Genomic DNA, 22,939 nt, shown 5'->3' with positions numbered 1-22,939 from the left:
GCTGTACAGTTTTTCCTGCACAGCCCCCTGACTTTTCTTTTATAAAAACTTTATACCGGATAAGCTCCGTTTTTGGTGTCCGCTGCTGTCTCGTCCACCTTTGTCTCCTGTGCCTGACGGTACTTGAAGAACTCAGTAGCAACCTGCGGGAACAGTGCGTAGGAAAGTACATCCTCATCCTGTTTCTTGTACTGTGCCATCTCGCCTTCCAGCTTATCAAGCTCATTGTCCAGAAGATCTGCCGGACGGCAGGTGATCGGCTGAGTATCTCCGATGCATTTTTTCTGAACATCCGGGTTAAACGGTTTTACAGTAGCGCCGTATTTACCGCTTAAGATATCCTTTGTTTCTTTTGTAACCATCTTATATCTCTCGCCCATAAGAACGTTGAATACAGCCTGTGTACCAACGATCTGTGAAGACGGAGTAACCAGAGGCGGCTCGCCAAGGTCTTTACGAACTCTCGGAACCTCTTCAAGAACATCATAGAACTTGTCTTCCGCATGCTGCTCTTTCAGCTGGGAAGTCAGGTTGGAAAGCATACCGCCCGGTACCTGATACAGAAGAGTCTTGATGTTTACGCCAAGGTTCTTCGGATTCAGAAGGCCGCTGTCCAGAGCCTCGTCACGGATCGGACGGAAGTAGTCAGCGATCTCAGCAAGAAGCTGCTGATCAAAGCCTGTATCATAAGGAGTACCCTTAAAGGTCTCAACCATAACCTCTGTTGCCGGCTGAGAAGTACCCAGAGCAAACGGAGAGATTGCAGTATCAATGATATCTACGCCGGCCTCTACTGCCTTCATATAAGTCATGGAAGCAACACCGGAGGTGTAGTGTGTATGCAGGTCGATCGGAATCTTAACTGCGTCTTTCAGAGCGCCTACAAGCTCTGTAGCCTGATACGGAAGAAGAAGTCCTGCCATATCCTTGATGCAGATAGAATCTGCACCCATTTCCTCGATCTCTTTTGCAATGTTTGTCCAGTATTCCAGAGTATAAGCATCGCCAAGAGTATAGGAAAGAGCAACCTGAGCATGAGCTTTTTCTTTGTTTGCAGCCTTAACTGCGGTTTTCAGGTTACGCATGTCGTTGAGGCAGTCAAAAATACGGATGATATCAATTCCGTTTGCTGCAGATTTCTGTACAAAATACTCTACCACATCATCTGCGTAAGGACGGTATCCAAGGATATTCTGTCCGCGGAACAGCATCTGAAGCTTTGTGTTTTTGAAGCCGTCACGGAATTTACGAAGTCTTTCCCATGGATCTTCCTTCAGGAAACGAAGAGAAGCGTCAAAAGTAGCGCCGCCCCAGCACTCTACTGCATGGTAGCCGACTTTGTCCATTTTATCAACAATAGGAAGCATCTGCTCTGTGCTGAGTCTTGTTGCGATCAGAGACTGATGCGCATCACGCAGAACAGTTTCCACGATTTTAACAGGTTTTTTTTCTAATTCTGCCATTATTTATTCTCCTTTAATCAATTTTTGCAAGGAAATTCAATATATCTGACGATTACAGGCGTCTGTCTGTCACCACAGATCAGACACCGAAAATAGCCATAAAGGTTCCGGCTGCCACGGCTGTACCGATAACACCGGCAACGTTTGGTCCCATCGCATGCATCAGAAGGAAGTTGGTGGGATCTGCCTCAGCGCCAACCTTCTGAGATACACGGGCTGCCATCGGAACTGCGGATACACCTGCGGATCCGATCAGAGGATTGATCTTTCCGCCGGAAAGCTTGCACATCAGTTTTCCAAGCATAACACCGCCAAAGGTACCGAAAGCAAAGGCAACAAGACCAAGAGCTACGATCTTCAGAGTATCCAGGTTCAGGAATGCCTCAGCGCTTGTGGAAGCACCTACGGAAGTACCCAGAAGAATAACTACGATGTACATCAGTGCATTGGAAGCTGTCTCTGTCAGCTGTTTTACAACGCCGGACTCACGGAACAGGTTACCAAGCATCAGCATACCTACCAGCGGAGCTGTTGTAGGAAGGATCAGGCATACTACGATAGTGATCACGATCGGGAAGAGGATTTTCTCCAGCTTGCTGACCGGACGAAGCTGATCCATTTTGATCTTACGCTCTTTCTCTGTTGTACAGAGCTTCATAATCGGAGGCTGAATGATGGGAACAAGAGACATATAGGAATATGCCGCCACCGCAATCGGTCCCATCAGGGCAGTCTGTCCAAGCTTTCCTGCAAGGAAGATAGAAGTCGGGCCGTCAGCACCGCCGATAATGGAGATTGCTGCTGCTGCCTTTCCATTGAATCCCATGAAGATTGCAAGGAAGTATGCAACATAAATACCAAGCTGAGCCGCAGCGCCGAGAAGGAAGCTCTTCGGGTTTGCGATCAGCGGACCGAAGTCTGTCATGGCTCCTACGCCCATGAAGATCAGGGACGGAAGAATACTCCATTCATCAAGCAGGTAGAAATAGTGAAGAAGTCCGCCTACTCCGTTTGACATATCCTCCGGACGAGCCATAATATCCGGATAAATATTTACCAGAAGCATACCAAAAGCGATAGGAACAAGAAGAAGCGGTTCAAATCCCTTCTTGATAGCAAGGAATAAGAATACGCATGCCACCGCGATCATCAGATAGTTGCCCCAGGTGAGATTAAAGAAGGCTGTCTGATGAATCAGGTTAGACAGGGTTTCTGTTACATAAGACATCTGAATACCTCCCGTCTTAGTTCATAGTAGCCAGGGTATCTCCGTTCTCTACGGAAGCACCTTCTGTTGTATCAATGCTTGCAACTGTACCGTCCTGAGGTGCAACTACAGGAATTTCCATTTTCATGGACTCCAGGATCACGATGCTGTCGCCTGCTTTTACTGCCTGTCCAGCAGATGCAACGATCTTAAGAACTTTTCCCGGTACAGATGCTGTCACTTTTACAGCGCCTGCGCCAGCTGCAGGAGCTGCTGCTTTCGGAGCCGGAGCCGGTGCAGCCTTAGGTGCTGCAGGAGCTGCTGCTCTTGCTGCCGGAGCCGGTGCAGCAACACTTCCAGTTTCCTCTACAGTTACTTCATATGCAGTTCCGTTTACAGTAATTGTATAACTTTTCATTTTATAATCCTCCTAATTGTCAATTATCTTCTTGGGCGGTTGATTTTGCGGATAGAACGCACGACAAATCCGTCTGTTGTGGTTCCCTCTGCGGCCGCGATCGCTGCTGCGATAACTGCGATCAGTTCTGTATCATCAGCTGCCTGCACTGTTTCCTGAACCGGAACAGCGGCAGGTGCCGGTACCGGAGCTTCTTCTTTTTTCTCTTTTTTTGCAGCTGCCGGTGAACCCGGAATAAATTTGAAAAGAGAAATAATAAAGATCAGAAGAACCAGGATCACAAATACGGTTCCAAGTCCCATAACTGTATTCAATCCGGCATTTTTCATGGTTGTGGATAACGGGTACTGAACGTCTACAGAAGCAGAAACAGGTGTCAGCACACCTTCCACGTCCTCAAATACATATACAAATTTTGCATCCAGCTTTTCAAAATCCACCGGAACTGTGGCAGTATACTGATGATTGGAAAACTCCACCTCGGCCTTTCCGGCCTCTTTCAGTTCACCTACTTCATCCCTGGCGTCATCCCATGCGGTCATGGCTCCCTCGGTAAATTCGTCACCGGATTCCAGATATGCCTCAATCTCTTCATCACTGAGCGGAATGATCGTCTGAGTCAGTCCCTCTGCAGTCATGGTGATCTGAGTCATGATTTCCTCGTCGATCTCACTGCCAGCCATTACAACGGAAGCGCCGGAAAACATAAGTGATGCGGCGCACACTGCTGCTGCGCAGACAGAGGATGCTTTTTTTAACATCTGATTCATATGCTCACCTCACTTAGACTGCGCTGTGCTTTTTAGCCGGACGGTCTTCTCTTTTTGTGAACAGCATTTCAAAAGCTCCGATCACATATTTTCTGGTATCAGCCGGAGCGATCACAGTATCTACATAGCCTCTTGCCGCTGCAGATTCCACACCTGACTGAAGGTTTCTGTACTCTGCTGCCTTTTCATTAAGAGAAGCAGCATCTGCGCCCGGATACATGATCTTAGCTGCCAGAGAAGCGTCCATCATACCGATTTCTGCGCTGTCCCATGCATACACAAGATCTGCGCCTACAGATTTGCTGTTCATGGCAACATATGCGGTTCCGTAAGCTTTACCGATCACTACGTTTACCTTCGGTACAGTTGCATCTGCAAAGGCATGAACCATCTCACCGATGGATGCTGCCATCATTTTTTCGTTGCAGAGAGTTGCCTTAAATCCGGTCACATTGGTAAGTGTCAGAACCGGGATATCAAAAGCGTCGCAGAATTTTACAAAGGCTGCTGCCTTTCTTGCGCCTCTTGCAGAAATGGTGCCGTCAAATTCTTCTGTTTTTTCGCCTTCTTCGTTGTAGATCTCTGTTCTGTTTGCCACAGCACCTACAGTTGCTCCGTTCAGACGAAGGAAGCCTGTAACAACATCTTTTCCGTAATTTTTCTTTGTTTCAAAGAAAAGTCCCTCATCTGCGATTCTGGAAAGTGCAAGGGAAGTATCTCCTGCACATGCAGCCAGATCATCACAGGTACGGTTCAGATCATCTGCACATTCTACAAAGGAATCATTGTCCTCAAAGTTGGAAGGAAGCAGGCTTACAAGCTGACGGATCTGACCAAGGATCTCTTCCTCTGTGCCTGTACCGTCAATAAGACCTGTCTCCTGGCTCTGGAAATCAGCAGATGCTGTATCGCATTTGTCCACATGATTGCCTTCCAGAGCATTTGGAGTATTTACAAACATTTTACCTTTTTTTGCTTCCATAAAAGTAAAATCCGTCAGTGCCGGAACAACGGCCATACCGCCGCCGCAGGTGCCGAAAATCGCTGTGATCTGCGGGATCATTCCGGATGCCAGTGTCTGCTTCAGGTAAATGGAACCAAAAGCTTCCAGAGCGTCTGTAGCCTCCTGGAGTCTCAGACCTGCACAGTCAACAAGACCGATCACCGGTGCTCCTGTTTTCATTGCAAGGTCATACAGAGCGGAAATTTTCTTTGCATGCATTTCTCCAACGGTTCCGTTCAGAACAGAAGCGTCCTGGCTGTAAACATATACAAGATTTCCGTCGATCACACCAGAGCCGGTGATCACACCGTCTGAAGGTGCTTTTGTTTCAGTCATGTTAAAATCTGTGGATCTTGCTGTAACACTTTTTCCGATTTCAACAAAACTGTTCGCGTCAAGCAAAGAAGTGATTCTTGTGCCTGCTAAACTTGGTGTTGCGTTACTCATTCTCGTTTGCCCTCCATTTTATAAGAATTTTAAGTATAACCAAAATTTCAGCCGATTATAATTGTAACCTTTTTTTCTAAATTTTTCAATAGGGTAATACGTTTTTGTTAAAATTTTAACCTCTTCTCTCAAAAAAACTCCCGGCCTGTGGTACATGGTGCACCAAAGCCGGGAATTTCCCCTTCAGCAAAATTCCGGATATTCCTATAACTGATATTCAGTGAAAAAAATCATGAAACACCTGGTCCACACACCAGCCGTAAGAAACCTTTTCCACATTCCGGTCAGCCAGCACCGGATAAGAAGCCAGTTTCTCTTCTCCCAGGCTGTAAATAAGAGTTCCGATCCTGTTTCCTTTTTTTACCGGCGCCTGAAGCTTTTCCGGCATCTCCAGGCGGCAGCTGATCTTTTCACCTTTTTTCATAAGTATTTTTTTATTCTTTTCCTTTTCGGAAACAGACGGAATCCCGCTTACAACAGCCGTGTCCCCAAAGGTACTGTTTTTTTCCACTCCGTCTTTCACCGGTACTTCCGGAAACTTCAGTTCTTTCCAGAACTTCTCATAATCAAAATTATCTTCCCCGTAATCCAGAAGCTTCACAGAATCCTTCCACTTATATCCTTTGTTGTTTGGCCAGCCACATCCCAGAAGGGACACCACAAAAGTCTTTTCATCTTTTTCGCAGGCGCACACATAACAATATCCCGCATCCCCTGTAAATCCTGTTTTTCCGGAAAGAACCCCGTCAGTCATAGTCAGCAGAGCGTTTGTATTGTGAACAGAAAATTCTCTTTTTTCATCGAGATCTGTAAACGAATATTCCCGGGTCTGGGTGATCTTTAAAAAGGTTTCGCTTCTGATGGCATAGCGCATGATCAAAGCCAGATCTCTGGCAGTTGTATGATGCACTCCCTTTTCATCTTCTGCATCCAGACCGTTGGGCGTAATAAAATACGTATCCGTACATCCGATCTCTTTTGCTTTTTCATTCATCATCCCGGCAAAACCTTCCGTGCTTCCCCCGATATGTTCCGCTATGGCTACCGCTGTATCGTTGTGGCTCATCAGCATAAGAGAATACAGAAGGTCTTCCAGATAATACTGCTCTCCCTCCCTCATGCCAAGCTGTACATCCGGCTGCGCCGCCGCCTTATCTGACACCATGACGTAATCGTCGCCTGCCCCGTTTTCCAGAGCCAGAATACAGGTCATTACTTTTGTTGTACTGGCATTGGGCCTGGGTGTTTCCCCGTCTTTTTCATAAAGAATACGCCCGGACTCTCCATCCATCAGAACAGCTGAAAGAGCGTAAAGACTGCCCGGAGAATCTGCCGCTTCCTTTTCTGTATTTTCACAGACTGTCTCAGCCGCAACAGCCTGAGAACCAAAAGCAAACTCCCCAAAAAGAAAGACAGATGTCAGCAGAAGTATTGCAGCATGTCTCATATTCATCCCCGCCTTTTTATGCTTATAGGATAAGTTTATGCATACATGTCCGCTTTATTCTGCATTTCCTCTGTCTCAGCTCCCTGTTTATCCAGCAGGCTGTGTTTCCCCTTCATCTATCCGTTGTAGGTGCGGTTCCATCTCTCTGAAAGCATTCTCTTCTCTCTGGATAAACGGAACAGTTCCTCAATGTACGCAGGCGCTTCCCGTACCTCCTGGTCAAAATACTGATGCAGTTCCTTTACAGGAGCTTCTGACCCCGGAACCGGATCCTTTTCCATAAAATATTCAAGGACAGCCGCAGACCGCTTCCGTCCTGCGATCCTTGTGACAATGGCCGCCAAAAGCCTCCGTTTTCCGGAATTATTGTAAACCATTGCATTGGTAAGAAATTTCATCATCTTCAGAGAAAAGAAAATATTCTTTGCTGTAATCTCAGGAAACATGCAGTGTATAACTTTTGCATAATCCATCCTGGGCACAATACAGTCTGACGGATAATAATGATGAGGATTCCTGTTTGTTTCCACCATCAGCGTTCTGTCAAATTCTTTTTCCAGAAGCGTGTGAGAAAGAATCTTCTTTTCAGCCGTTTCATCCACAAAAGGATGACAGGAGCTGTCCAGAAGATAGTGACAGGCAAATCCCAGAAGATAAGCCAGAAACCTCTCGTCTCCTGTTCTTCTTACAATGCTCATCCCTCTTAAAAAAAACGAGGCTGCAGGTATCTTGTGCATTTCCGTTCCCAGACCGCAGACCTTTTGATTGAACAGGTCATAAAACAGAATGTCCGGTCCATGAAGGCCGATCCGAAAAAGATTTCCGTTTTCCCGTATCACTTTTCGAATTTCCCTGGGAAGCTGTCTGTAAACCTTTTTTCCAAATAAATCGTGTGTGTATGTGGTTGGCATTTCACCCTTCCTCCTTATACGTCCAGCTTTAACTGGATTTCCTCTTCTGCTTCCGCCTTGAAATCTTCCAGCTGTACCGGATCCATAACCGGAAGCTCATCAAGAGCCTGCACCCCGAAAGAACGCAGAAACTCTTCTGTTGTGCCAAGAAGAATCGGGCGTCCCGGCGCGTCCAGCCTTCCAAGCTCTCTGACAAGCTCATATTCCATCAGCTTATTAATGGCATGGTCGCATTTCACTCCGCGGATCTTTTCTATTTCCGCCTTTGTCACAGGCTGTTTATAGGCAATGATCGAAAGTGTTTCCAGCATAACATCCGTAAGAACCGGCTTTTGGGGATGCAGGGCGATCTGGATCAGGTTCTCATAATACTCTTTTTTCGTGCACATCTGATAGGACTGTTCCAGCTCTATGATCTGGATCCCCCTGTCCTCCTCCTGATACCGGTCCATCATGTGATGCAGCAGCCTGCGGGTAGTATCCTTGTCCTGCCCTACCGCAGCGGCAATCCGGGAAAGCTCCACAGATTCCCCCATGGCAAAAAGGATAGCCTCAATGGCTGCCTCTGTTCTTTTTATTTCCATATTTCTCCTTATTCCCCTATTCGTCCGCAAATTCTGTCAGGTTCTTCCAGGTATCAGGATCCTCTTTTACCTCCACCTGGATGTCGTCAAACAGCTCTTCCTGTTTTACATGAACGTATCCCATTTTCATCAGCTCCAGGATAGACAGAAATGTAACGATCACCTGGATTTTGGAGGTCTGGCCTTCCAGAAGCCCCCGAAAGCTGAAACGTCTGTTTTCTGCCGCATATGCTTTCATTTCCAGCATTTTATCAGAAAGGCTGACCTCTTCTTTTTCAATGGTACCGAATTTACTTCGGATGGGGTCGATTTTCGATTCCTGTTTTTTCAGAATGGATTTGTAGATCTGATTCAGCTTTTCCAGCGTCAGAGATGCCAGAAGCGCCTGAGGATCCACCGGTTCTCTGTATTTCATCACTTCATCCGGTATGGTGGGCTTTTTAAAAAACACGCCTGCCGCTCCATCCATTTTGTCCTTCAGTTCATAGGACATATATTTGTACATCTTGTATTCCAGAAGCTTCTGAACAAGCTCCTCTCTGGGATCCTCCTCTTCCCCTTCTTCATTAACCTGACGGGGCAGCAGCATTTTACACTTGATATCCAGAAGCGTAGCTGCCATTACAAGGAATTCGCTCATAGTGCCCAGATCCTCTGTTTCCATTCCATGAATGTACTCCATGTACTGATCCGTGATCTCCACAATAGGAATATCATAAATATCAATTTTATTCTTTTCGATCAGATGAAGAAGAAGATCCAGCGGTCCTTCAAATACATTTATCTTTATGGGTATGGCCATTTCAGCTGTCCCCTCCTGTTTTCTGCGCAGTATTTCTGCCTGGCCCGCCTTCGTCCGGAACAAGCTCTGCAAGGATCAGTTCTCTGGGATTATGAATACGCACAGGAATGGTATGCTCTCCCAGACCGGCACTGACGATCATATGCTGCTCCTGTCTGTGAAAATCCCCGCAGCAATATGGAGGAAACAAAAGATACTGGGGACAGGTAAGTCCGTGATGTTCATTAAATCTCAAGATCCCCCCGTGATAATGCCCGGAAAAAATAAAGTCTGCTCCCCACTCAAAATATACATCTCCATATTTCGGATTATGGGCAAGAAGCACAGAAATCCCGTCTCCTGAAGGCTTTCCAACCAATTCTTTCAGATCCTGTCTGTCAGGATATGGAGAAAAGGGCTTCCGATAATATTCTTCCGGAAGCTCCAGTCCATAAAAGGTAAACTCTGTTCCTCTGATATTCATGCACACATGCTCATTATGAAGAAAGCACACGCCGGCATTGGTAAGCACATGCTCATAAGTAAGATATTCTGTGGATGTATCCGGATTCAGCAGCATTTTATACTCATGGTTTCCAAGAGCATAAAAAACAGGGATTCTGTTTGCCAGTCTGCACAAAAATCCGGTAACTGCCGAAACCGTAGACACATCCGCTCTCACAACCATGTCTCCCACAACAAGCGCTGCATCGGCTCCGCTTTTTTCAATTGCATGAAACAGATCCTGATTCTCATTTCCAAATACAAGCCCGTGAAGATCTGCCAGGACAGCAAAACGTACCGGATGACCGCCTTTCAGCTTTTCTGTTTTTATCTGATAGGTTTTTGTTATGAATGTTTTCATTCTGCTCCTCTGACTGCTTTTATTTTCCGAATCCACAGTTAGGGAAAGTACATACGCTGCAGTTCAGGCAAAGTCCGCCCTCCCCATAGGCTGCAATTTCTTCTCTGCGGACAGGATCGTCTGCCACGATTCTCGGCAGAACCAGATCGAACACAGTTCTTTTTGCATACATCACGCAGCCCGGAAGACCCAGGATTGGGATAGTTTTTTCCCCTTTTCTGTAGTAGGCAAGAAGAAGCATGGCTCCCGGAAGAACCGGAGCTCCATAGGTTACGACCTCCGCACCGGTAGCGCGGATGGCTCCCGGAGTTCTGTCATCCGGATCCACGCTCATTCCGCCGCTGCAGATCACCATATCCGCTCCATTTTCAATAAACTTCAGGATATCCCCTGTAATCTGATCCTTTTCATCTCCCGGCGTTGTCTGCCCCATAACCTGGCAGGAATATTCTGCAAGCTTTTCTCTCAGAACAGGAGTAAAGGTATCCTGGATCAGTCCCTTTTTCACTTCACTTCCTGTCGTTACGATTCCCACCTTTTTTTCCCGGAAAGGCAGGATATTAAAAATCGGTTCCCGGCCTGCAGTCTCCCGGGCTCTGTCCATTTTTTCCTTTTCGATCACAAGAGGAATGATTCTTGTTCCTGCGATTTTATCTCCCTTTTTTACCGGAAAATCCCCGTGTCTGGAAGCGATCATCATCTCTCCGAGACTGTTTACGCCAAGAAGAGCAGCTCTGTTGATCTTCAGAAGCCCGTCGCAGTCAGCGATCACTTCTATTTTGCCTTCTTTTACCTCTGTTCCGTGCATATGTCTGCCGGCGCAGATTTCATACAGAATCTCAGCCCCTTCGTTTTCGTGAAGGATTCCCTCCTGTTTTTCCCATACAAAAAGATGCTCTTTTCCCACTGACAGAAGCGCCGGTATATCCTCTTCTTTTACTACATGGCCCTTTTTAAATAGCACGCCTTTTTTTTCGTCTTTGATAATCTGGGTAATATCATGGCAAAGCACATGCCCTACTGCTTCCTCAGTCCTGATCTCTTTCATTTTATCTTTATTCCTCTCATATTTCTGTTCAGTCTGTAACCTATTTGGAATTTATTATACCCCTCAGCCATCCTTCTTGTCAAAAGAATTGTCGGATGCCTTTTTACAAACAAAATTCCTTTGCCGTCTGTTTCAGCCGGTCCAGATATCCGGCCTTTTTCACGTTTTCTGCATAGATCACAGGAATCCTTCCAAGCTCTCTGTTCTCCTGATAATAGACAAGCTCTCCTGCTTTTTGTCCCTTTTTTACAGGCGCCTTTACTTCATTTGGAAGAATCAGCTTCTTTTTTATTTTATCAAAAGTTGTTCCGTCTGTACTCAGACAGCGGAAGGTTTTTCCAAAAGTCAGAGTTGTTTTTTCTTTTATGCCTTTTATCACTTTCAGATCTGGAAGCTTCCCCGGATTTTCGTCTGTATAAAGACTGCATTTTGCAAATCCGTAATCAAAAAGCATTGAGGCATCCTTCACTCTTGTCCTGGAATCCGGAGCAGCCATAACTACAGCGATCAGAGTGATCCCTTTTCTTTTTGCCACAGCAGAAACACAGAATTTTGCTTTGCTTGTGCTGCCTGTTTTCAGTCCCACACAGCCTTCATATGTACGGATCAGCCTGTTGGTATTAGACAGCCCGAACTCCTTGGAGCCCTGCCTTGTATTGTGTGTGATCGTATCCATCCACACGGAAGAATAGTTCAGGATTTCCGGATACTTACGGATCAGTTCTCTGCTCATCAGCGCAATATCGTAGGCAGTGGTATAATGATCGTCAGAATCTGTCAGCCCGCAGCAGTCCACAAAATGCGTGTTTTTCATGCCCAGAGCCTGCGCCTTTTTATTCATTGCATTTACAAACTCCGGTTCGCTGCCTGCAATATGTTCTGCCATAGCCACGCTGGCATCGTTTCCGGAAGCGATCACAATACATTTGATCATGGTCTCCACCGTCTGGGTTTCTCCTTCCTCCAGAAAAACCTGGGAGCCTCCCATAGATTTGGCATGAGCGCTTGTTGTAACCGTATCATCCAGTTTCAGATTTCCTTTTTCTATTTCTTCAAAAATAAGAAGAAGAGTCATAACCTTTGTAACACTGGCGGGACTTCTTGGAACGTCTTTGTCTTTTTCCAGGATCACCGTCCCTGTTTCCGGCTCCATCAGCACATATTCCGGAGCCTCCACAGAAACTGCAGAGGCAGTTTCTTCCGCAGATACCGGCGCTGCCAACGAAAAAAGGATACTTGCGCAAAGTATCCGGGCACAAAAAAGGTTCCTCCGTTTTTTAGTCATAGAAAACCTCCCGTTTGGGTGTTTTATTCTATTCTAAAAGGAGAAACCCGAAAATATGACTGCTTCTTCAAAAATCACAGAAGAGGCGCGAATACACGGAGAATACTCTGAAATCCCCGCACAAATATATTTCTGTTTTTGCAGAATTCAAGACTGATAGGATCACAGTAATGCATGGTTTCCAGAAAATCCTCAAGAATATCCCGGATCACATCGTTTTTGTAGATCCATACACCATCTTCAAAATGCAGATAAAGGCTTCGGTAATCCAGATTAATGGTTCCCACCACTGCAATTTCATCATCACAGACAAAAGACTTGGCATGAAGGAATCCGGGCTGGTATTCATAAATTTTTACACCGGCTTCTATCAGCTGCGCATAATAAGACTGGGTAAGAAGGAATACCATTTTTTTATCCGGCACTCCCGGAGTCATGATACGCACATCTACTCCGCTTTTTGCAGCAAGGCAGAGAGCTGTCATCATTTCATTGTCAATGATCAGATAAGGCGTACAGATATACACATAACGCTTTGCCCGGTTGATAATATTCAGATAAACATTTTCTCCCAGTGTCTCCCCGTCAAGAGGAGTATCTGTAAAGGGCTGTACAAATCCGCTTCCCTCAAACTCTTCCGGATGATAGGCGTGGGGTGAATGGGCAGCGTAATCAATAGGTGTCTGAATGCCGTTTACCACATTCCACATATGAAGAAACATCATGGTCATACTCCACACGGCATCACCTTTCAGCATTACCGCCGTATCCTTCCAGTGGCCGAAGCGTTCCTTCTGGTTAATATATTCATCTGCCAGATTGATTCCTCCTGTAAAGCCTGTCTTTCCGTCAATGACACAGATTTTTCTGTGATCTCTGTTATTCTGGATAATATTTAACACCGGGCGGAAAGGGTTAAATACTTTGCACTGGATTCCTTTTTCCCGCAGGAATTTATCGTATTTGTAGGGCAGCGTAGTAAGACAGCCAAATCCGTCATAGATCAGGCGTACATCCACTCCCTGAGCGGCTTTCTGTTCCAGAATATCCAGAATCGTCCTCCACATAACGCCGTCATTAATAATAAAATATTCAATATAAATATAGTGCTCTGCCTGTTCCAGTTCTTTCACCAGCACAGGAAACATGTCATCGCCTACCTGAAAATATTCCGCCTTTGTATGTTCATACACAGGATACACGGAATGACGGCAGATATATTCCGACTGGACTGCCGCAGACGGATCCTCCTCCTGTATTTTCCTGCAGACCCGGGGATCTGACTGAAGATAAGGAATACTGTCCTCCTGGACCCGGGTATAACGTTTCTGCATTTCCTCCGCGATCCTGGAATGTCCGAACAGCAGGTATAAAAGCAGTCCGAAAACAGGAAACGCCATGATCAGCATTGTCCAGCCCAGCTTATAAGAAGGATTGATTCTTTTATTCAGGATCCACAGCACCATCACAATACTGAGTACTGTAATGGCAAGGGAAATATACTGAGAATAACCTGCCAGTTCCCACACAAAAAGAAACACCCATACAAGCTGAAGAAGCAGGGCTACCGCCACATAAAAAATCCTGTTAAATAAAAGCTTTGCAATTTTTTTCAGGGGCATGATAATCAGGTTCATAGCTTCACTTCACTTTTTCTGTAATGTTGTTAATAAAGTAACAATTAGAGTTTTTAAAAATCCCTGACTATACAGCCAGGGATTTTTGCGCACAATTAATTATATTTACGTTTTCTTGCGGCTTCAGATTTTTTCTTACGACGAACGCTTGGTTTCTCGTAATGCTCTCTTTTGCGGATTTCCTGCTGGATACCTGCTTTTGCACAGCTTCTCTTGAATCTGCGAAGAGCGCTATCTAAAGTCTCGTTTTCTTTTACGATAACGTTTGACATAGACTCACACCTAACCTCCCTCCAGTTGTAGATTGTGCTAAAATACAACTGTCTGGGTATTTTTCTTGCACGAGTTATATTATATATCATAGCCTTAAGGTTCGTCAACAGCTTTTGGATATTTTTGCAAAATATTTTGCAAATATTTTGCAATATTTTTGCAGGGATTTACCGCAGAAGCTTAAGCCAGCTGCTGCTCCAGGATTCCGGCAGCTGCGTCAATGGCTTCCTGAGCCTTTTCCGGGTTCTTTCCGCCGGCCTGAGCCATATTCGGACGACCGCCGCCGCCACCGCCTGCGATAGCTGCAACGCCCTTGATCAGATTTCCTGCATGAGCGCCTGCCTTCTGAGCTGCATCTGTAGCCATGGCAAGGAAGTTTACCTTCGCGCCGTTTACTGCCGCCAGGACAACAACACCCTCGCCCAGCTTCTCTTTCAGCTGATCTCCCAGATCACGGAGACCGTTCATGTCAACGCCCTCCACTTTGGCTGCCAGAAGCTTCACACCTTTTACTTCCGCAACCTGATCCATAACATCGCCAAGTGATCCCTGTGCAAGCTTGCTCTTCAGAGATTCATTTTCACTGTGAAGCGCTTTTATTTCCGCCTGCATATGAGTGATCTTTTCTGTCACCTCAGCCGGCTGTGTTTTTAATGCTTTTGCAGCTTCCTTCAGCATATTTTCCTGCTTCTTATAATAATCCACAACTGCATTTCCGGTAAGAGCCTCAATACGGCGTACGCCTGCAGCAACACCTGCCTCAGAAACAATCTTAAAGAGCATGATAGAGGAAGTATTTTTTACATGAGTACCGCCGCAGAGTTCTTTTGAAAAATCTCCCATGGAAACTACACGGACCTTCTGATCGTACTTTTCGCCGAACAGAGCCATAGCTCCTGATTTTTTTGCTTTCTCAATGTCCATGACAGCAGTTTCTACCGGAAGAGCTGCCTGAATCTCCTGATTTACAAGAGCTTCTGTTTTTTCAAGCTCTTCCTCTGTCATTGCCTGGAAATGAGCAAAGTCAAAACGAAGTCTGTCCGGAGTCACAAGAGAACCTTTCTGTTCTACATGAGAGCCCAGTACTGTTTTTAAAGCTTTCTGCAGAAGATGGGTTGCGCTGTGGTTCTTCTCTGTATCGCGGCGTCTGCTTTCTGCAACCTTCAGAGAAACAGTCTCTCCCTCTGAGATCATACCGGATTCCATATGTCCCACATGACCGAATTTTCCTCCGCGGAGCTTGATGGTATCTTCTACCACAAATTTACCGTTTGCAGTCTCGATCACACCGGTATCGCCTTCCTGGCCTCCCATGGTAGCATAAAACGGAGTCTCTTTTACAAAAACAGTTCCCTTCTGTCCCTCTACCAGAGAAGAGGCAATCTCGCTTTCTCCCGCCAGGACAGTAACCTGAGATTCAAAAGTCAGATGCTCATAGCCTACAAATTCTGTTGTCACAGAAGGATCGATCTCATCATAAACCGTAGCGTCCGCACCCATGTAGTTGGTTACTTCGCGGGCAGTACGAGCCTTGACTCTCTGCTCTTCCATTGCCGCCTGGAAGCCATCCTCGTCGATTCCGTATCCCTTTTCTTCCAGAATCTCTTTTGTCAGATCAAGAGGGAATCCGTAAGTATCATAAAGCTTGAATGCATTTTCGCCGGAAAGCTCTCTGGCTCCTGCTGCCTTCATCTCCTCTTCCATATCAGCAAGGATGCGAAGTCCCTGGTCGATGGTTTTGTTAAACTGGTTTTCTTCATTTGTCAGTACCTTGAAGATAAATTCTTTTTTATCCTCAAGCTCCGGATAACCGTCTTTGGAACCGGAAATCACTTCTGCGCTTAATTTTGCAAGGAAGGTTCCCTCAATACCCAGAAGACGTCCGTGGCGGGCTGCACGGCGGATCAGACGGCGAAGCACGTAGCCCCGGCCTTCATTGGTAGGCATGATACCGTCAGAGATCATAAAAGTAGCGGAACGGATATGGTCTGTGATCAGACGGATGGAAACGTCTGTCTGATAATCTTTTCCATATTCCTTACCGGCAATCTGGCATACAAGATTACGAAGAGAACAGATGGTATCTACGTCAAAAATGGAATCCACATCCTGAACAACAACCGCCAGTCGTTCAAGTCCCATTCCTGTATCAATATTTTTATTCTGAAGTGTTTCATAATTGCCGTTTCCGTCATTTTCAAACTGGGTAAATACATTGTTCCACACTTCAATATAACGGTCGCACTCGCAGCCTACGGTACAGTCCGGTTTGCCGCAGCCGTATTTTTCACCGCGGTCATAATAAATCTCAGAGCATGGACCGCAGGGGCCTGCGCCGTGCTCCCAGAAGTTATCCTCTTTGCCAAAACGGAAAATACGCTCAGCCGGAATACCGATCTCTTTGTTCCAGATCTCAAAAGCCTCGTCATCCTCCAGATATACAGACGGATACAGACGCTCCGGATCAAGTCCCACAACCTTTGTCAGGAACTCCCAGGACCATGCAATGGCTTCATGTTTAAAATAATCGCCAAAGGAAAAGTTTCCGAGCATCTCAAAGAAAGTGCCGTGGCGGGCAGTTTTTCCCACGTTTTCAATATCACCGGTACGGATGCATTTCTGGCAGGTTGCCACTCTTGTTCTGGGCGGAATCTCTGCTCCGGTAAAATATGGCTTTAAAGGAGCCATACCTGCATTGATCAGAAGAAGGCTCTTATCTCCCTGGGGAACCAGAGAAAAGCTCTTCATAACCAGATGTCCCTTGCTTTCCATAAAATCCAGGAACATCTGGCGAAGTTCATTTACTCCGTATTTTTTCATTGTCGTTTCCTCCTCTATTTCACACACACCTTATGGAATTTCTTTTTGCCTCGTTTCAGCACAAGGCCTTCCTCTCCAAAAGCATCTTTGGAAACTGTGTGTTTGATATCTGTAATTTTTTCACCGTCAAGAGATACTCCTCCCTGCTCAATGGCACGGCGTCCCTCTGAACGGGTGGGAACCAGACCTGTCTTTACCAGCATGGTGATCAGATCAATGCTTCCTTCCTGGAAATCTTCATCGGTAAGCTCTGTGGACGGCATATTATCTGTATTGGCTCCGCCTGCAAAAAGAGCTCTGGCGCCTTCCTGGGCTTTCTTCGCCTCTTCCTCGCCATGAACCAGATTAGTAAGCTCGTAAGCAAGAATTTCTTTTGCCTGATTCAGCTGGCTTCCTTCCCAGGCTGCCATCTCCTCGATCTGCTCGATGGGAAGGAAGGTAAGAAGGCGCATACATTTGATCACATCCGCATCATCCACATTTCTCCAGTACTGATAAAAATCAAAAGGAGAAGTCTTGTTCGGATCAAGCCATACAGCGCCGGACTGAGTCTTGCCCATTTTTTTGCCCTCTGAATTCAGAAGAAGAGTAATGGTCATAGCATGTGCATCCTTGCCAAGCTTTCTTCTGATCAGTTCTGTTCCGCCAAGCATATTACTCCACTGATCGTCTCCGCCAAACTGCATGTTGCAGCCGTATTTCTGGAACAGCATGTAGAAGTCATAGCTCTGCATGATCATGTAGTTAAACTCCAGGAAGCTTAAGCCTCTTTCCATACGCTGCTTATAGCACTCTGCCGTAAGCATGCGGTTTACGGAAAAATGAGCTCCCACTTCACGGAGAAGTTCCACGTAGTTCAGATCCATCAGCCAGTCTGCATTATTGACCATAAGAGCTTTTCCATCAGAAAAATCAATAAAACGCTCCATCTGTTTTTTGAAGCAGTCGATATTATGCTGAATTGTTTCCTTTGTCATCATCTGACGCATATCGGTTCTTCCGGAAGGATCGCCGATCATTCCGGTTCCGCCGCCAAGAAGTGCGATGGGACGGTTTCCTGCCATCTGAAGACGCTTCATCAGGCAAAGCGCCATAAAGTGTCCTACATGAAGACTGTCTGCAGTGGGGTCAAAGCCAATATAAAAAGTGGCTTTTCCATTATTTACCATTTCTTTGATCTCATCTTCGTTTGTTACCTGGGCAATCAGTCCTCTTGCCTGCAGTTCTTCCCAAACTGTCATATTTCTTTTCCTCCTGTTATAAAAAAGCCCGGTTCCTGTCCTTTTAGGACGAGAACCGGGTCCCGTGTTACCACCTAAATTCACAGGAAATTGCATTTTTCCTGCCTCATTGAGCACGATAACGTGTGCCGCTCCGCTGCAGCCTACTTGCCTGTTCGCAAACAGTCCGGTTCGGTGCAGAGCTCCGAGATGTATTCACAAAAGTTCCGCACGCGCCTCTCACCCTCCGGCAGCTCTCTGTGTGCTTCCCTGAAGCTACTTGTTCTCTTCCAAGCCGTTTCATATACTTCTAAAAGTATACAAAGCACATTTTTATTTGTCAAGAGGGATTGAGACCAGTTTATCAACTTAAAGTAATAAAGGAAGCAAAAAACTTACCGCTTCACCCCTTCAGTCCCTCATCTTCATACAGCTCCGTACCGTCTGCCGCAGAGGTGGCAAGCTGATCGCAGCGTTCATTCTGAGGATGATCCGCATGTCCCTTTACCCAGTGAAAGGTAACCTGATGGAGCTCTTTTGCCTTCAGAAGACGCTTCCACAGATCCACATTTTTTACATCCTCGTTTTTCCCCCGCTTCCAGTTCTTTTTCAGCCAGGAGTCGATCCAGTGCTGATTAAACGCATCCACCAGATATTTGGAGTCTGAATAAAGCTCCACCTGACAGGGCCTTGTCAAAGCCTCCAGCGCCGCAATGGCCGCCATCAGCTCCATTCGGTTGTTTGTTGTTTTTTTATAGCCTCTGGACAGCTCTCTTTCATGAAGCTGCCCTTTTGTATCCACATAATGGAGAATTGCTCCATAGCCTCCCGGTCCGTCCGGGTTTCCTCTTGCCGCTCCGTCTGTATAAATTTTTACCTGCATATCTGCCTCCTGATCCTATACGATTTTCTTTGTACCCGCTCGTTTTTGCCGTGCGTCCTCCAGTATCCTGCGGGGATTATAAATAAAAATTTCATCTGCGTACTCTTGTCCGAATTTCCTGCAGATATAAGCATAAGCCTCTCCGATTCTGGACGGCCTTCTTTTTATTCCATGACAGTCTGAACCTACAAAATGGACATTTCCGCTTTTCAAAAGTTTTTTGCAAAATCTTTTTAAGGCAAATCCCTCTTTCCCGATCACACTGTCAGCATTCAGCTGGATATATGCTCCCATTTCAATCATATCTTCTATAAAATTAATATCATTTCTCATACATCCATATCGTTCTGCATGAGCGATCACAGGACGATATCCTTTAGAAATCAGTATTCCCAGATATGCCCGCACCTGAGAAGCAGTGATAGCTTCATACAATTCTGTCAGCACATAATTAGAGCCGGCCATAGGCATCGCACGTTTATCCTTTATCTGAGAGATCATATTTTCACTGGCATACAATTCACTTCCCAGATAAAGCCGCATATCCTTATTGATCTCCCATACGGTTTTTCTTAAAATCTGAAACTGTTTTTTTACTTCTGAAGCAGAAGGTTCAAACATTCCCTTACGAAAATGAGGCGTTGCAATAATTGTACGAATCCCCTGTTTATACTGGGCTTCTACCATTTTTACAGCTTCCTCCAGGTTTACCGCCCCATCATCCACACCGGGAACTATGTGGCAATGTATATCATACAATCCCAGCTCTTGCATAAAACTGTCATCCCCTTTATCTTCCTTCTTTCACACAGGGTTTCCATACTCCTGTCTGCTCAAAATCTGCCGCCGCCTCTTCTGCTCCTTTTACAATGGCCGGATCGTACTCCAGCATGGAAAGCAGCTTTATGGCATTTCTGCTGGTAGCCCTGCCTTTTTTCAGAAGATAATGGAACAGAACCTCATGCTCCTGTACCTCCTCCTCAAAATGATAGTTCCGGTACTGCCTGTCCAGAATATATGACAGCTCAATGTCATGCGTGGCTGCAAAAGGAAGAACCCAATCCCGGTTCAGAGCGCTGAGTATCCTGGAGGAAGCGGCAATACGCTCAATGGTATTGGTTCCTCTTAAAACCTCGTCGATAATACACAGAAGCGGTTCCTGTTTTCTGCTTTCATCAAGGATCCTTTTCAGTGACCGGATCTCCACAATAAAATAGCTTTCCCCTCCGGAAAGATCATCCCGAAGAGCCATGGAAGTCATCACCTTCAAAAAAGGCGCTTCATAATGAGAACAGGTACAGGTAAGAACTGTCTGGGCAAGAATACTGTTAATGGCAATATTCTTCAGAAACGTAGATTTACCGGATGCATTGGAGCCTGTCACAAGAACGCTCCCCTCTGTCTCAATGGTATTGGCTACCGGTTCCTGTATAAGAGGATGATAAAGATCCTCTGCCAGAAGACGGATATGCTTTCCTTTTTCTTCACAGAAGCAGGGACTGCACCAGAGAGGAAGAAGCTCTCGAAACGAAGCAATGGATATGACTGCATCCAGTTCTCCCATATTATCAAGAAGAAGCATGATCTCCTGTGTTTTTCCCTGTACAGTTTTCAGAGTTCCGTTATAGATAAGTATATCTACATGAAAAAGCATTCTGATATAATCCAGAAAAAGCTGAGCCGGATTTCCTGAGGCATCGTTTCTTCCTGTGAGAAAAAATACACGTTTTTTCAATCCAGAAAGAGCCTTTTTCCCTTTGCGGATATATTCCATCTGTTCACTGATCTCAGGCCAGTCCGCAGTCTCCATCCTCTCTGCGGATTCCAGCATACAGAGAAAGCTGGAAAAACAGTCCAGAAAAGCACCTATCCTCTGCCTGTCTTTTCCTGCATAATAATAGATCACATTCACTGTACTTAAAAGCACAAAGAGCAGAAAACCAGGCGCCGGATAAAAGGGCAGAACACCCACAAGCGTTACAATAAGCAGGGCAAACATAACCCAGTGAAGACCTGTCTTTACCTGAGGCGCATCCTCCAGAGCCAGTATAGTATCTGACAGTGAACCATGCCAGGTTTTTCCCACATTTGACAGAAGGATCTGCATCTGCTCCCGTTTTTCCTTATTTTCAGCAAAAAAACGGATCAGTTTTTCCCTTCGGTCAATATCCTCCTGGCAAAAAACCGGTCGTCTCAGCATATCGTAAAGGACATCCTCTCCCGGCGAAGAAACCGTCTGATTGATCAGCATATAAATTCTGTCCATATCAAGGTCATTCCAGGTAATGTCATCAATCCAGAAATCATCCCCTTTTTTTCTGAGGAAGTAATGAGAAATATTTTTCAGATCTCCGGCAGAATATTCTCTTTCCGGTACTTTACCGTAAATCCTCTGAATCTTTCTCAGCACTCTTTTTTTCTGCTTTCTGTTTTCATATAAGATCCAGGTCACCAGCAGCAGAATCGCTGCCACAGTGAGCAGAATCACAGTTACATATGGATGCATAAACTCCCCTTTCTTCAAAAACATCTCGTTTGTATCTCCATGATATTTTAAATTGAGTATACTGAAAATATTTTTTTATGTCAATAAACAGTGTCACAATGGACATCCCCTTCACATAAGATGAAGTGTAAAACAAATTTCGGAGGATTTTATAATGAGTGATTTAGCTGCTACGAACTGCGGATGCGGAGAAGAAAGATGTGGCTGCGGATGCGAAAACAGTTGTGGCTGCGGCAACAGCTGCGGATGTGGAAATTCTTCCATAAACAATATGTGGGGCGGCAGCTCCTGCAGTTGTATTCTCTGGATCATCATTCTCATGTGCCTCTGCGGCAACAACAGCTGGGGCGGCAATGGAGGCGGATGCGGCGGTAATAATGGCGACTGCTGCTGGATCATCGTTATCCTGCTTCTGCTTTGCGGCGGATGCGGCGGCAATAACGGCTGCTGCTGATCTATCTGGTCTTTTTAAGGCAGAGGTTATTTCCTCTGCCTTTTCTGATGCTCAGCCCTTTGTTTTTCTCTGTGCTCTTTTTCTTTTTTCTGTTTCAGACACTCCAGATCTATCTCATAAAAGGCATTGCCGTCCAGAATCAGCTTCTGCTTTTTTTCATTCAATTTCTGTCACTTCCTGATCTGCTTTCTATATATTATATGTAGCAGATATTTTTCAGGTACACACCTTCCGCCTGAAAATTCAGTCACATATTCTTTAAGAAGAATCATATATTAATAAAAAAGGAGTCTTGACTATGGATCAGGAACTTATTTCTCAGACCGCTCTTGACCAGATGGTAAGCAGTGACCAGACACAGCTTATCAAGGCAGCCGTTCCTTATCTCCCGCCTTCTGCACGGCAGATCATTTCTCTTTATACGAAATTGGAGGAATTATCCAACACAATGGCGCTGTTCTCTCCAGGACGCGCTGACATGCAGATCTGCGAAAACACTGCTGCCGATCCTGTGGAAATGCTTCAGGATATCCGCAGATTCAGTTATGGCAAAAGCCGGGAAAAAGTAGATCAGCTTACCAACATGCTGATTCTGGTACAAATGCTTCAGATTTTAAACGAATAATTTAAAAAAGGAGATCCTATGGACAAAAACTGGCAGAATGACCCCAGACTTGCAGATATGGATAAAAGTAAACTGGAAATGCTTCAGAATCTTGCAGAACAGGGAACCGGCAAAAATGCCTCAGATATGCTTCCTTTTCTGATGAATGCAGCCTCCCGCGGAAAAAGTAATGGACTTAATTTTTCCTCCGGTGAAATCTCCGCTGTTCTGGAAGTTCTCAAAATGGGAAAATCACCTCAGGAGGCTGCTAAAATTGACCGCATCGTAAATCTTATGCAGATGATCCGGTAGG

At 45.6% G+C, this 22,939-nt stretch carries 23 protein-coding genes; 3 read left to right on the top strand and 20 right to left on the bottom strand.

What is annotated here, in order from left to right; genetic code table 11:
• Positions 1-50: 50 nt before the first annotated feature.
• From QVP40_RS04975 to QVP40_RS04885, 19 genes are all read right to left on the bottom strand, one after another.
• Positions 51-1,463 carry an oxaloacetate decarboxylase subunit alpha gene (locus QVP40_RS04975; RefSeq protein ID WP_022067384.1) on the bottom strand — a complete coding sequence of 471 codons (1,413 nt, stop codon included), beginning with the start codon at positions 1,461-1,463 and terminating at the stop codon, positions 51-53.
• Positions 1,464-1,542: 79 nt separating this feature from the next.
• Positions 1,543-2,691 (bottom strand): sodium ion-translocating decarboxylase subunit beta, encoded by a 1,149-nt coding sequence (locus tag QVP40_RS04970; protein ID WP_022067383.1) that lies wholly within the window; start codon positions 2,689-2,691, stop codon positions 1,543-1,545.
• 16 nt (positions 2,692-2,707) lie between these two features.
• Entirely contained in the window at positions 2,708-3,088 is a 381-nt protein-coding gene (locus QVP40_RS04965; RefSeq protein WP_022067382.1) for a biotin/lipoyl-binding carrier protein, read from the bottom strand.
• Between the two features lie 23 nt (positions 3,089-3,111).
• Positions 3,112-3,858, bottom strand: a complete 747-nt coding sequence (locus QVP40_RS04960; RefSeq protein WP_022067381.1) for an OadG family protein — start codon at positions 3,856-3,858, stop codon at positions 3,112-3,114.
• Positions 3,859-3,871: 13 nt separating this feature from the next.
• Complete coding sequence (locus tag QVP40_RS04955) at positions 3,872-5,308, bottom strand: acyl-CoA carboxylase subunit beta (protein WP_022067380.1); 1,437 nt, start codon at positions 5,306-5,308, stop codon at positions 3,872-3,874.
• Positions 5,309-5,525: 217 nt separating this feature from the next.
• Entirely contained in the window at positions 5,526-6,755 is a 1,230-nt protein-coding gene (locus QVP40_RS04950) for a D-alanyl-D-alanine carboxypeptidase family protein (protein ID WP_022067379.1), read from the bottom strand.
• 116 nt (positions 6,756-6,871) lie between these two features.
• Positions 6,872-7,666, bottom strand: a complete 795-nt coding sequence (locus tag QVP40_RS04945) for a zinc dependent phospholipase C family protein (protein ID WP_022067378.1) — start codon at positions 7,664-7,666, stop codon at positions 6,872-6,874.
• Positions 7,667-7,680: 14 nt separating this feature from the next.
• Positions 7,681-8,250, bottom strand: a complete 570-nt coding sequence (scpB, locus tag QVP40_RS04940) for an SMC-Scp complex subunit ScpB (RefSeq protein WP_022067377.1) — start codon at positions 8,248-8,250, stop codon at positions 7,681-7,683.
• Positions 8,251-8,266: 16 nt separating this feature from the next.
• Complete coding sequence (locus QVP40_RS04935; RefSeq protein ID WP_022067376.1) at positions 8,267-9,052, bottom strand: segregation and condensation protein A; 786 nt, start codon at positions 9,050-9,052, stop codon at positions 8,267-8,269.
• Position 9,053: 1 nt separating this feature from the next.
• Positions 9,054-9,896 (bottom strand): metallophosphoesterase, encoded by an 843-nt coding sequence (locus tag QVP40_RS04930; RefSeq protein ID WP_022067375.1) that lies wholly within the window; start codon positions 9,894-9,896, stop codon positions 9,054-9,056.
• Positions 9,897-9,915: 19 nt separating this feature from the next.
• Positions 9,916-10,944 (bottom strand): molybdopterin-binding protein, encoded by a 1,029-nt coding sequence (locus QVP40_RS04925; RefSeq protein ID WP_022067374.1) that lies wholly within the window; start codon positions 10,942-10,944, stop codon positions 9,916-9,918.
• A gap of 103 nt (positions 10,945-11,047) precedes the next feature.
• Positions 11,048-12,229 (bottom strand): D-alanyl-D-alanine carboxypeptidase family protein, encoded by a 1,182-nt coding sequence (locus tag QVP40_RS04920; protein ID WP_022067373.1) that lies wholly within the window; start codon positions 12,227-12,229, stop codon positions 11,048-11,050.
• A 74-nt stretch (positions 12,230-12,303) separates the two neighbouring features.
• On the bottom strand, positions 12,304-13,866 hold the full coding sequence (cls, locus tag QVP40_RS04915; protein WP_022067372.1) for a cardiolipin synthase: 1,563 nt from the start codon (positions 13,864-13,866) through the stop codon (positions 12,304-12,306).
• A 95-nt stretch (positions 13,867-13,961) separates the two neighbouring features.
• Entirely contained in the window at positions 13,962-14,138 is a 177-nt protein-coding gene (rpsU, locus tag QVP40_RS04910; RefSeq protein WP_004222305.1) for a 30S ribosomal protein S21, read from the bottom strand.
• Positions 14,139-14,319: 181 nt separating this feature from the next.
• A complete protein-coding gene (gene alaS, locus QVP40_RS04905; RefSeq protein ID WP_022067371.1) occupies positions 14,320-16,959 on the bottom strand; it encodes an alanine--tRNA ligase in 2,640 nt (879 codons plus the stop codon).
• Between the two features lie 14 nt (positions 16,960-16,973).
• The gene (gene tyrS / locus QVP40_RS04900; RefSeq protein WP_022067370.1) at positions 16,974-18,200 is read right to left on the bottom strand and encodes a tyrosine--tRNA ligase; all 1,227 of its coding nucleotides are present in this window, start codon (positions 18,198-18,200) and stop codon (positions 16,974-16,976) included.
• A gap of 382 nt (positions 18,201-18,582) precedes the next feature.
• Entirely contained in the window at positions 18,583-19,062 is a 480-nt protein-coding gene (rnhA, locus tag QVP40_RS04895; RefSeq protein ID WP_022067369.1) for a ribonuclease HI, read from the bottom strand.
• Between the two features lie 15 nt (positions 19,063-19,077).
• Positions 19,078-19,836, bottom strand: a complete 759-nt coding sequence (locus QVP40_RS04890) for a CpsB/CapC family capsule biosynthesis tyrosine phosphatase (RefSeq protein ID WP_022067368.1) — start codon at positions 19,834-19,836, stop codon at positions 19,078-19,080.
• Positions 19,837-19,852: 16 nt separating this feature from the next.
• Positions 19,853-21,592, bottom strand: coding sequence for a MutS-related protein (locus QVP40_RS04885; RefSeq protein ID WP_022067367.1), 1,740 nt, complete (start codon positions 21,590-21,592; stop codon positions 19,853-19,855).
• 130 nt (positions 21,593-21,722) lie between these two features.
• Between QVP40_RS04885 and QVP40_RS04880 the strand changes: the two genes are divergently transcribed.
• Positions 21,723-22,022, top strand: coding sequence for a hypothetical protein (locus QVP40_RS04880; protein WP_022067366.1), 300 nt, complete (start codon positions 21,723-21,725; stop codon positions 22,020-22,022).
• Positions 22,023-22,048: 26 nt separating this feature from the next.
• On the opposite strand, the gene QVP40_RS04875 is transcribed toward QVP40_RS04880, so the two are convergent.
• Positions 22,049-22,186, bottom strand: coding sequence for a hypothetical protein (locus QVP40_RS04875; protein WP_171026597.1), 138 nt, complete (start codon positions 22,184-22,186; stop codon positions 22,049-22,051).
• A 134-nt stretch (positions 22,187-22,320) separates the two neighbouring features.
• Between QVP40_RS04875 and QVP40_RS04870 the strand changes: the two genes are divergently transcribed.
• Positions 22,321-22,647: a hypothetical protein gene (locus QVP40_RS04870; protein WP_022067365.1), complete on the top strand. Its 327-nt coding sequence runs from the start codon at positions 22,321-22,323 to the stop codon at positions 22,645-22,647.
• A gap of 18 nt (positions 22,648-22,665) precedes the next feature.
• Positions 22,666-22,938: a hypothetical protein gene (locus tag QVP40_RS04865; protein ID WP_022067364.1), complete on the top strand. Its 273-nt coding sequence runs from the start codon at positions 22,666-22,668 to the stop codon at positions 22,936-22,938.
• Position 22,939 lies beyond the last annotated feature (1 nt).

This window comes from Blautia sp. CAG:257, from assembly GCF_000433815.1.
GTDB classification, from domain to species: Bacteria; Bacillota; Clostridia; order Lachnospirales; family Lachnospiraceae; genus Blautia_A; species Blautia_A caecimuris.
Note: the sequence above shows the minus strand (reverse complement) of the source record. Positions and strands in the feature narration are given on the sequence as shown.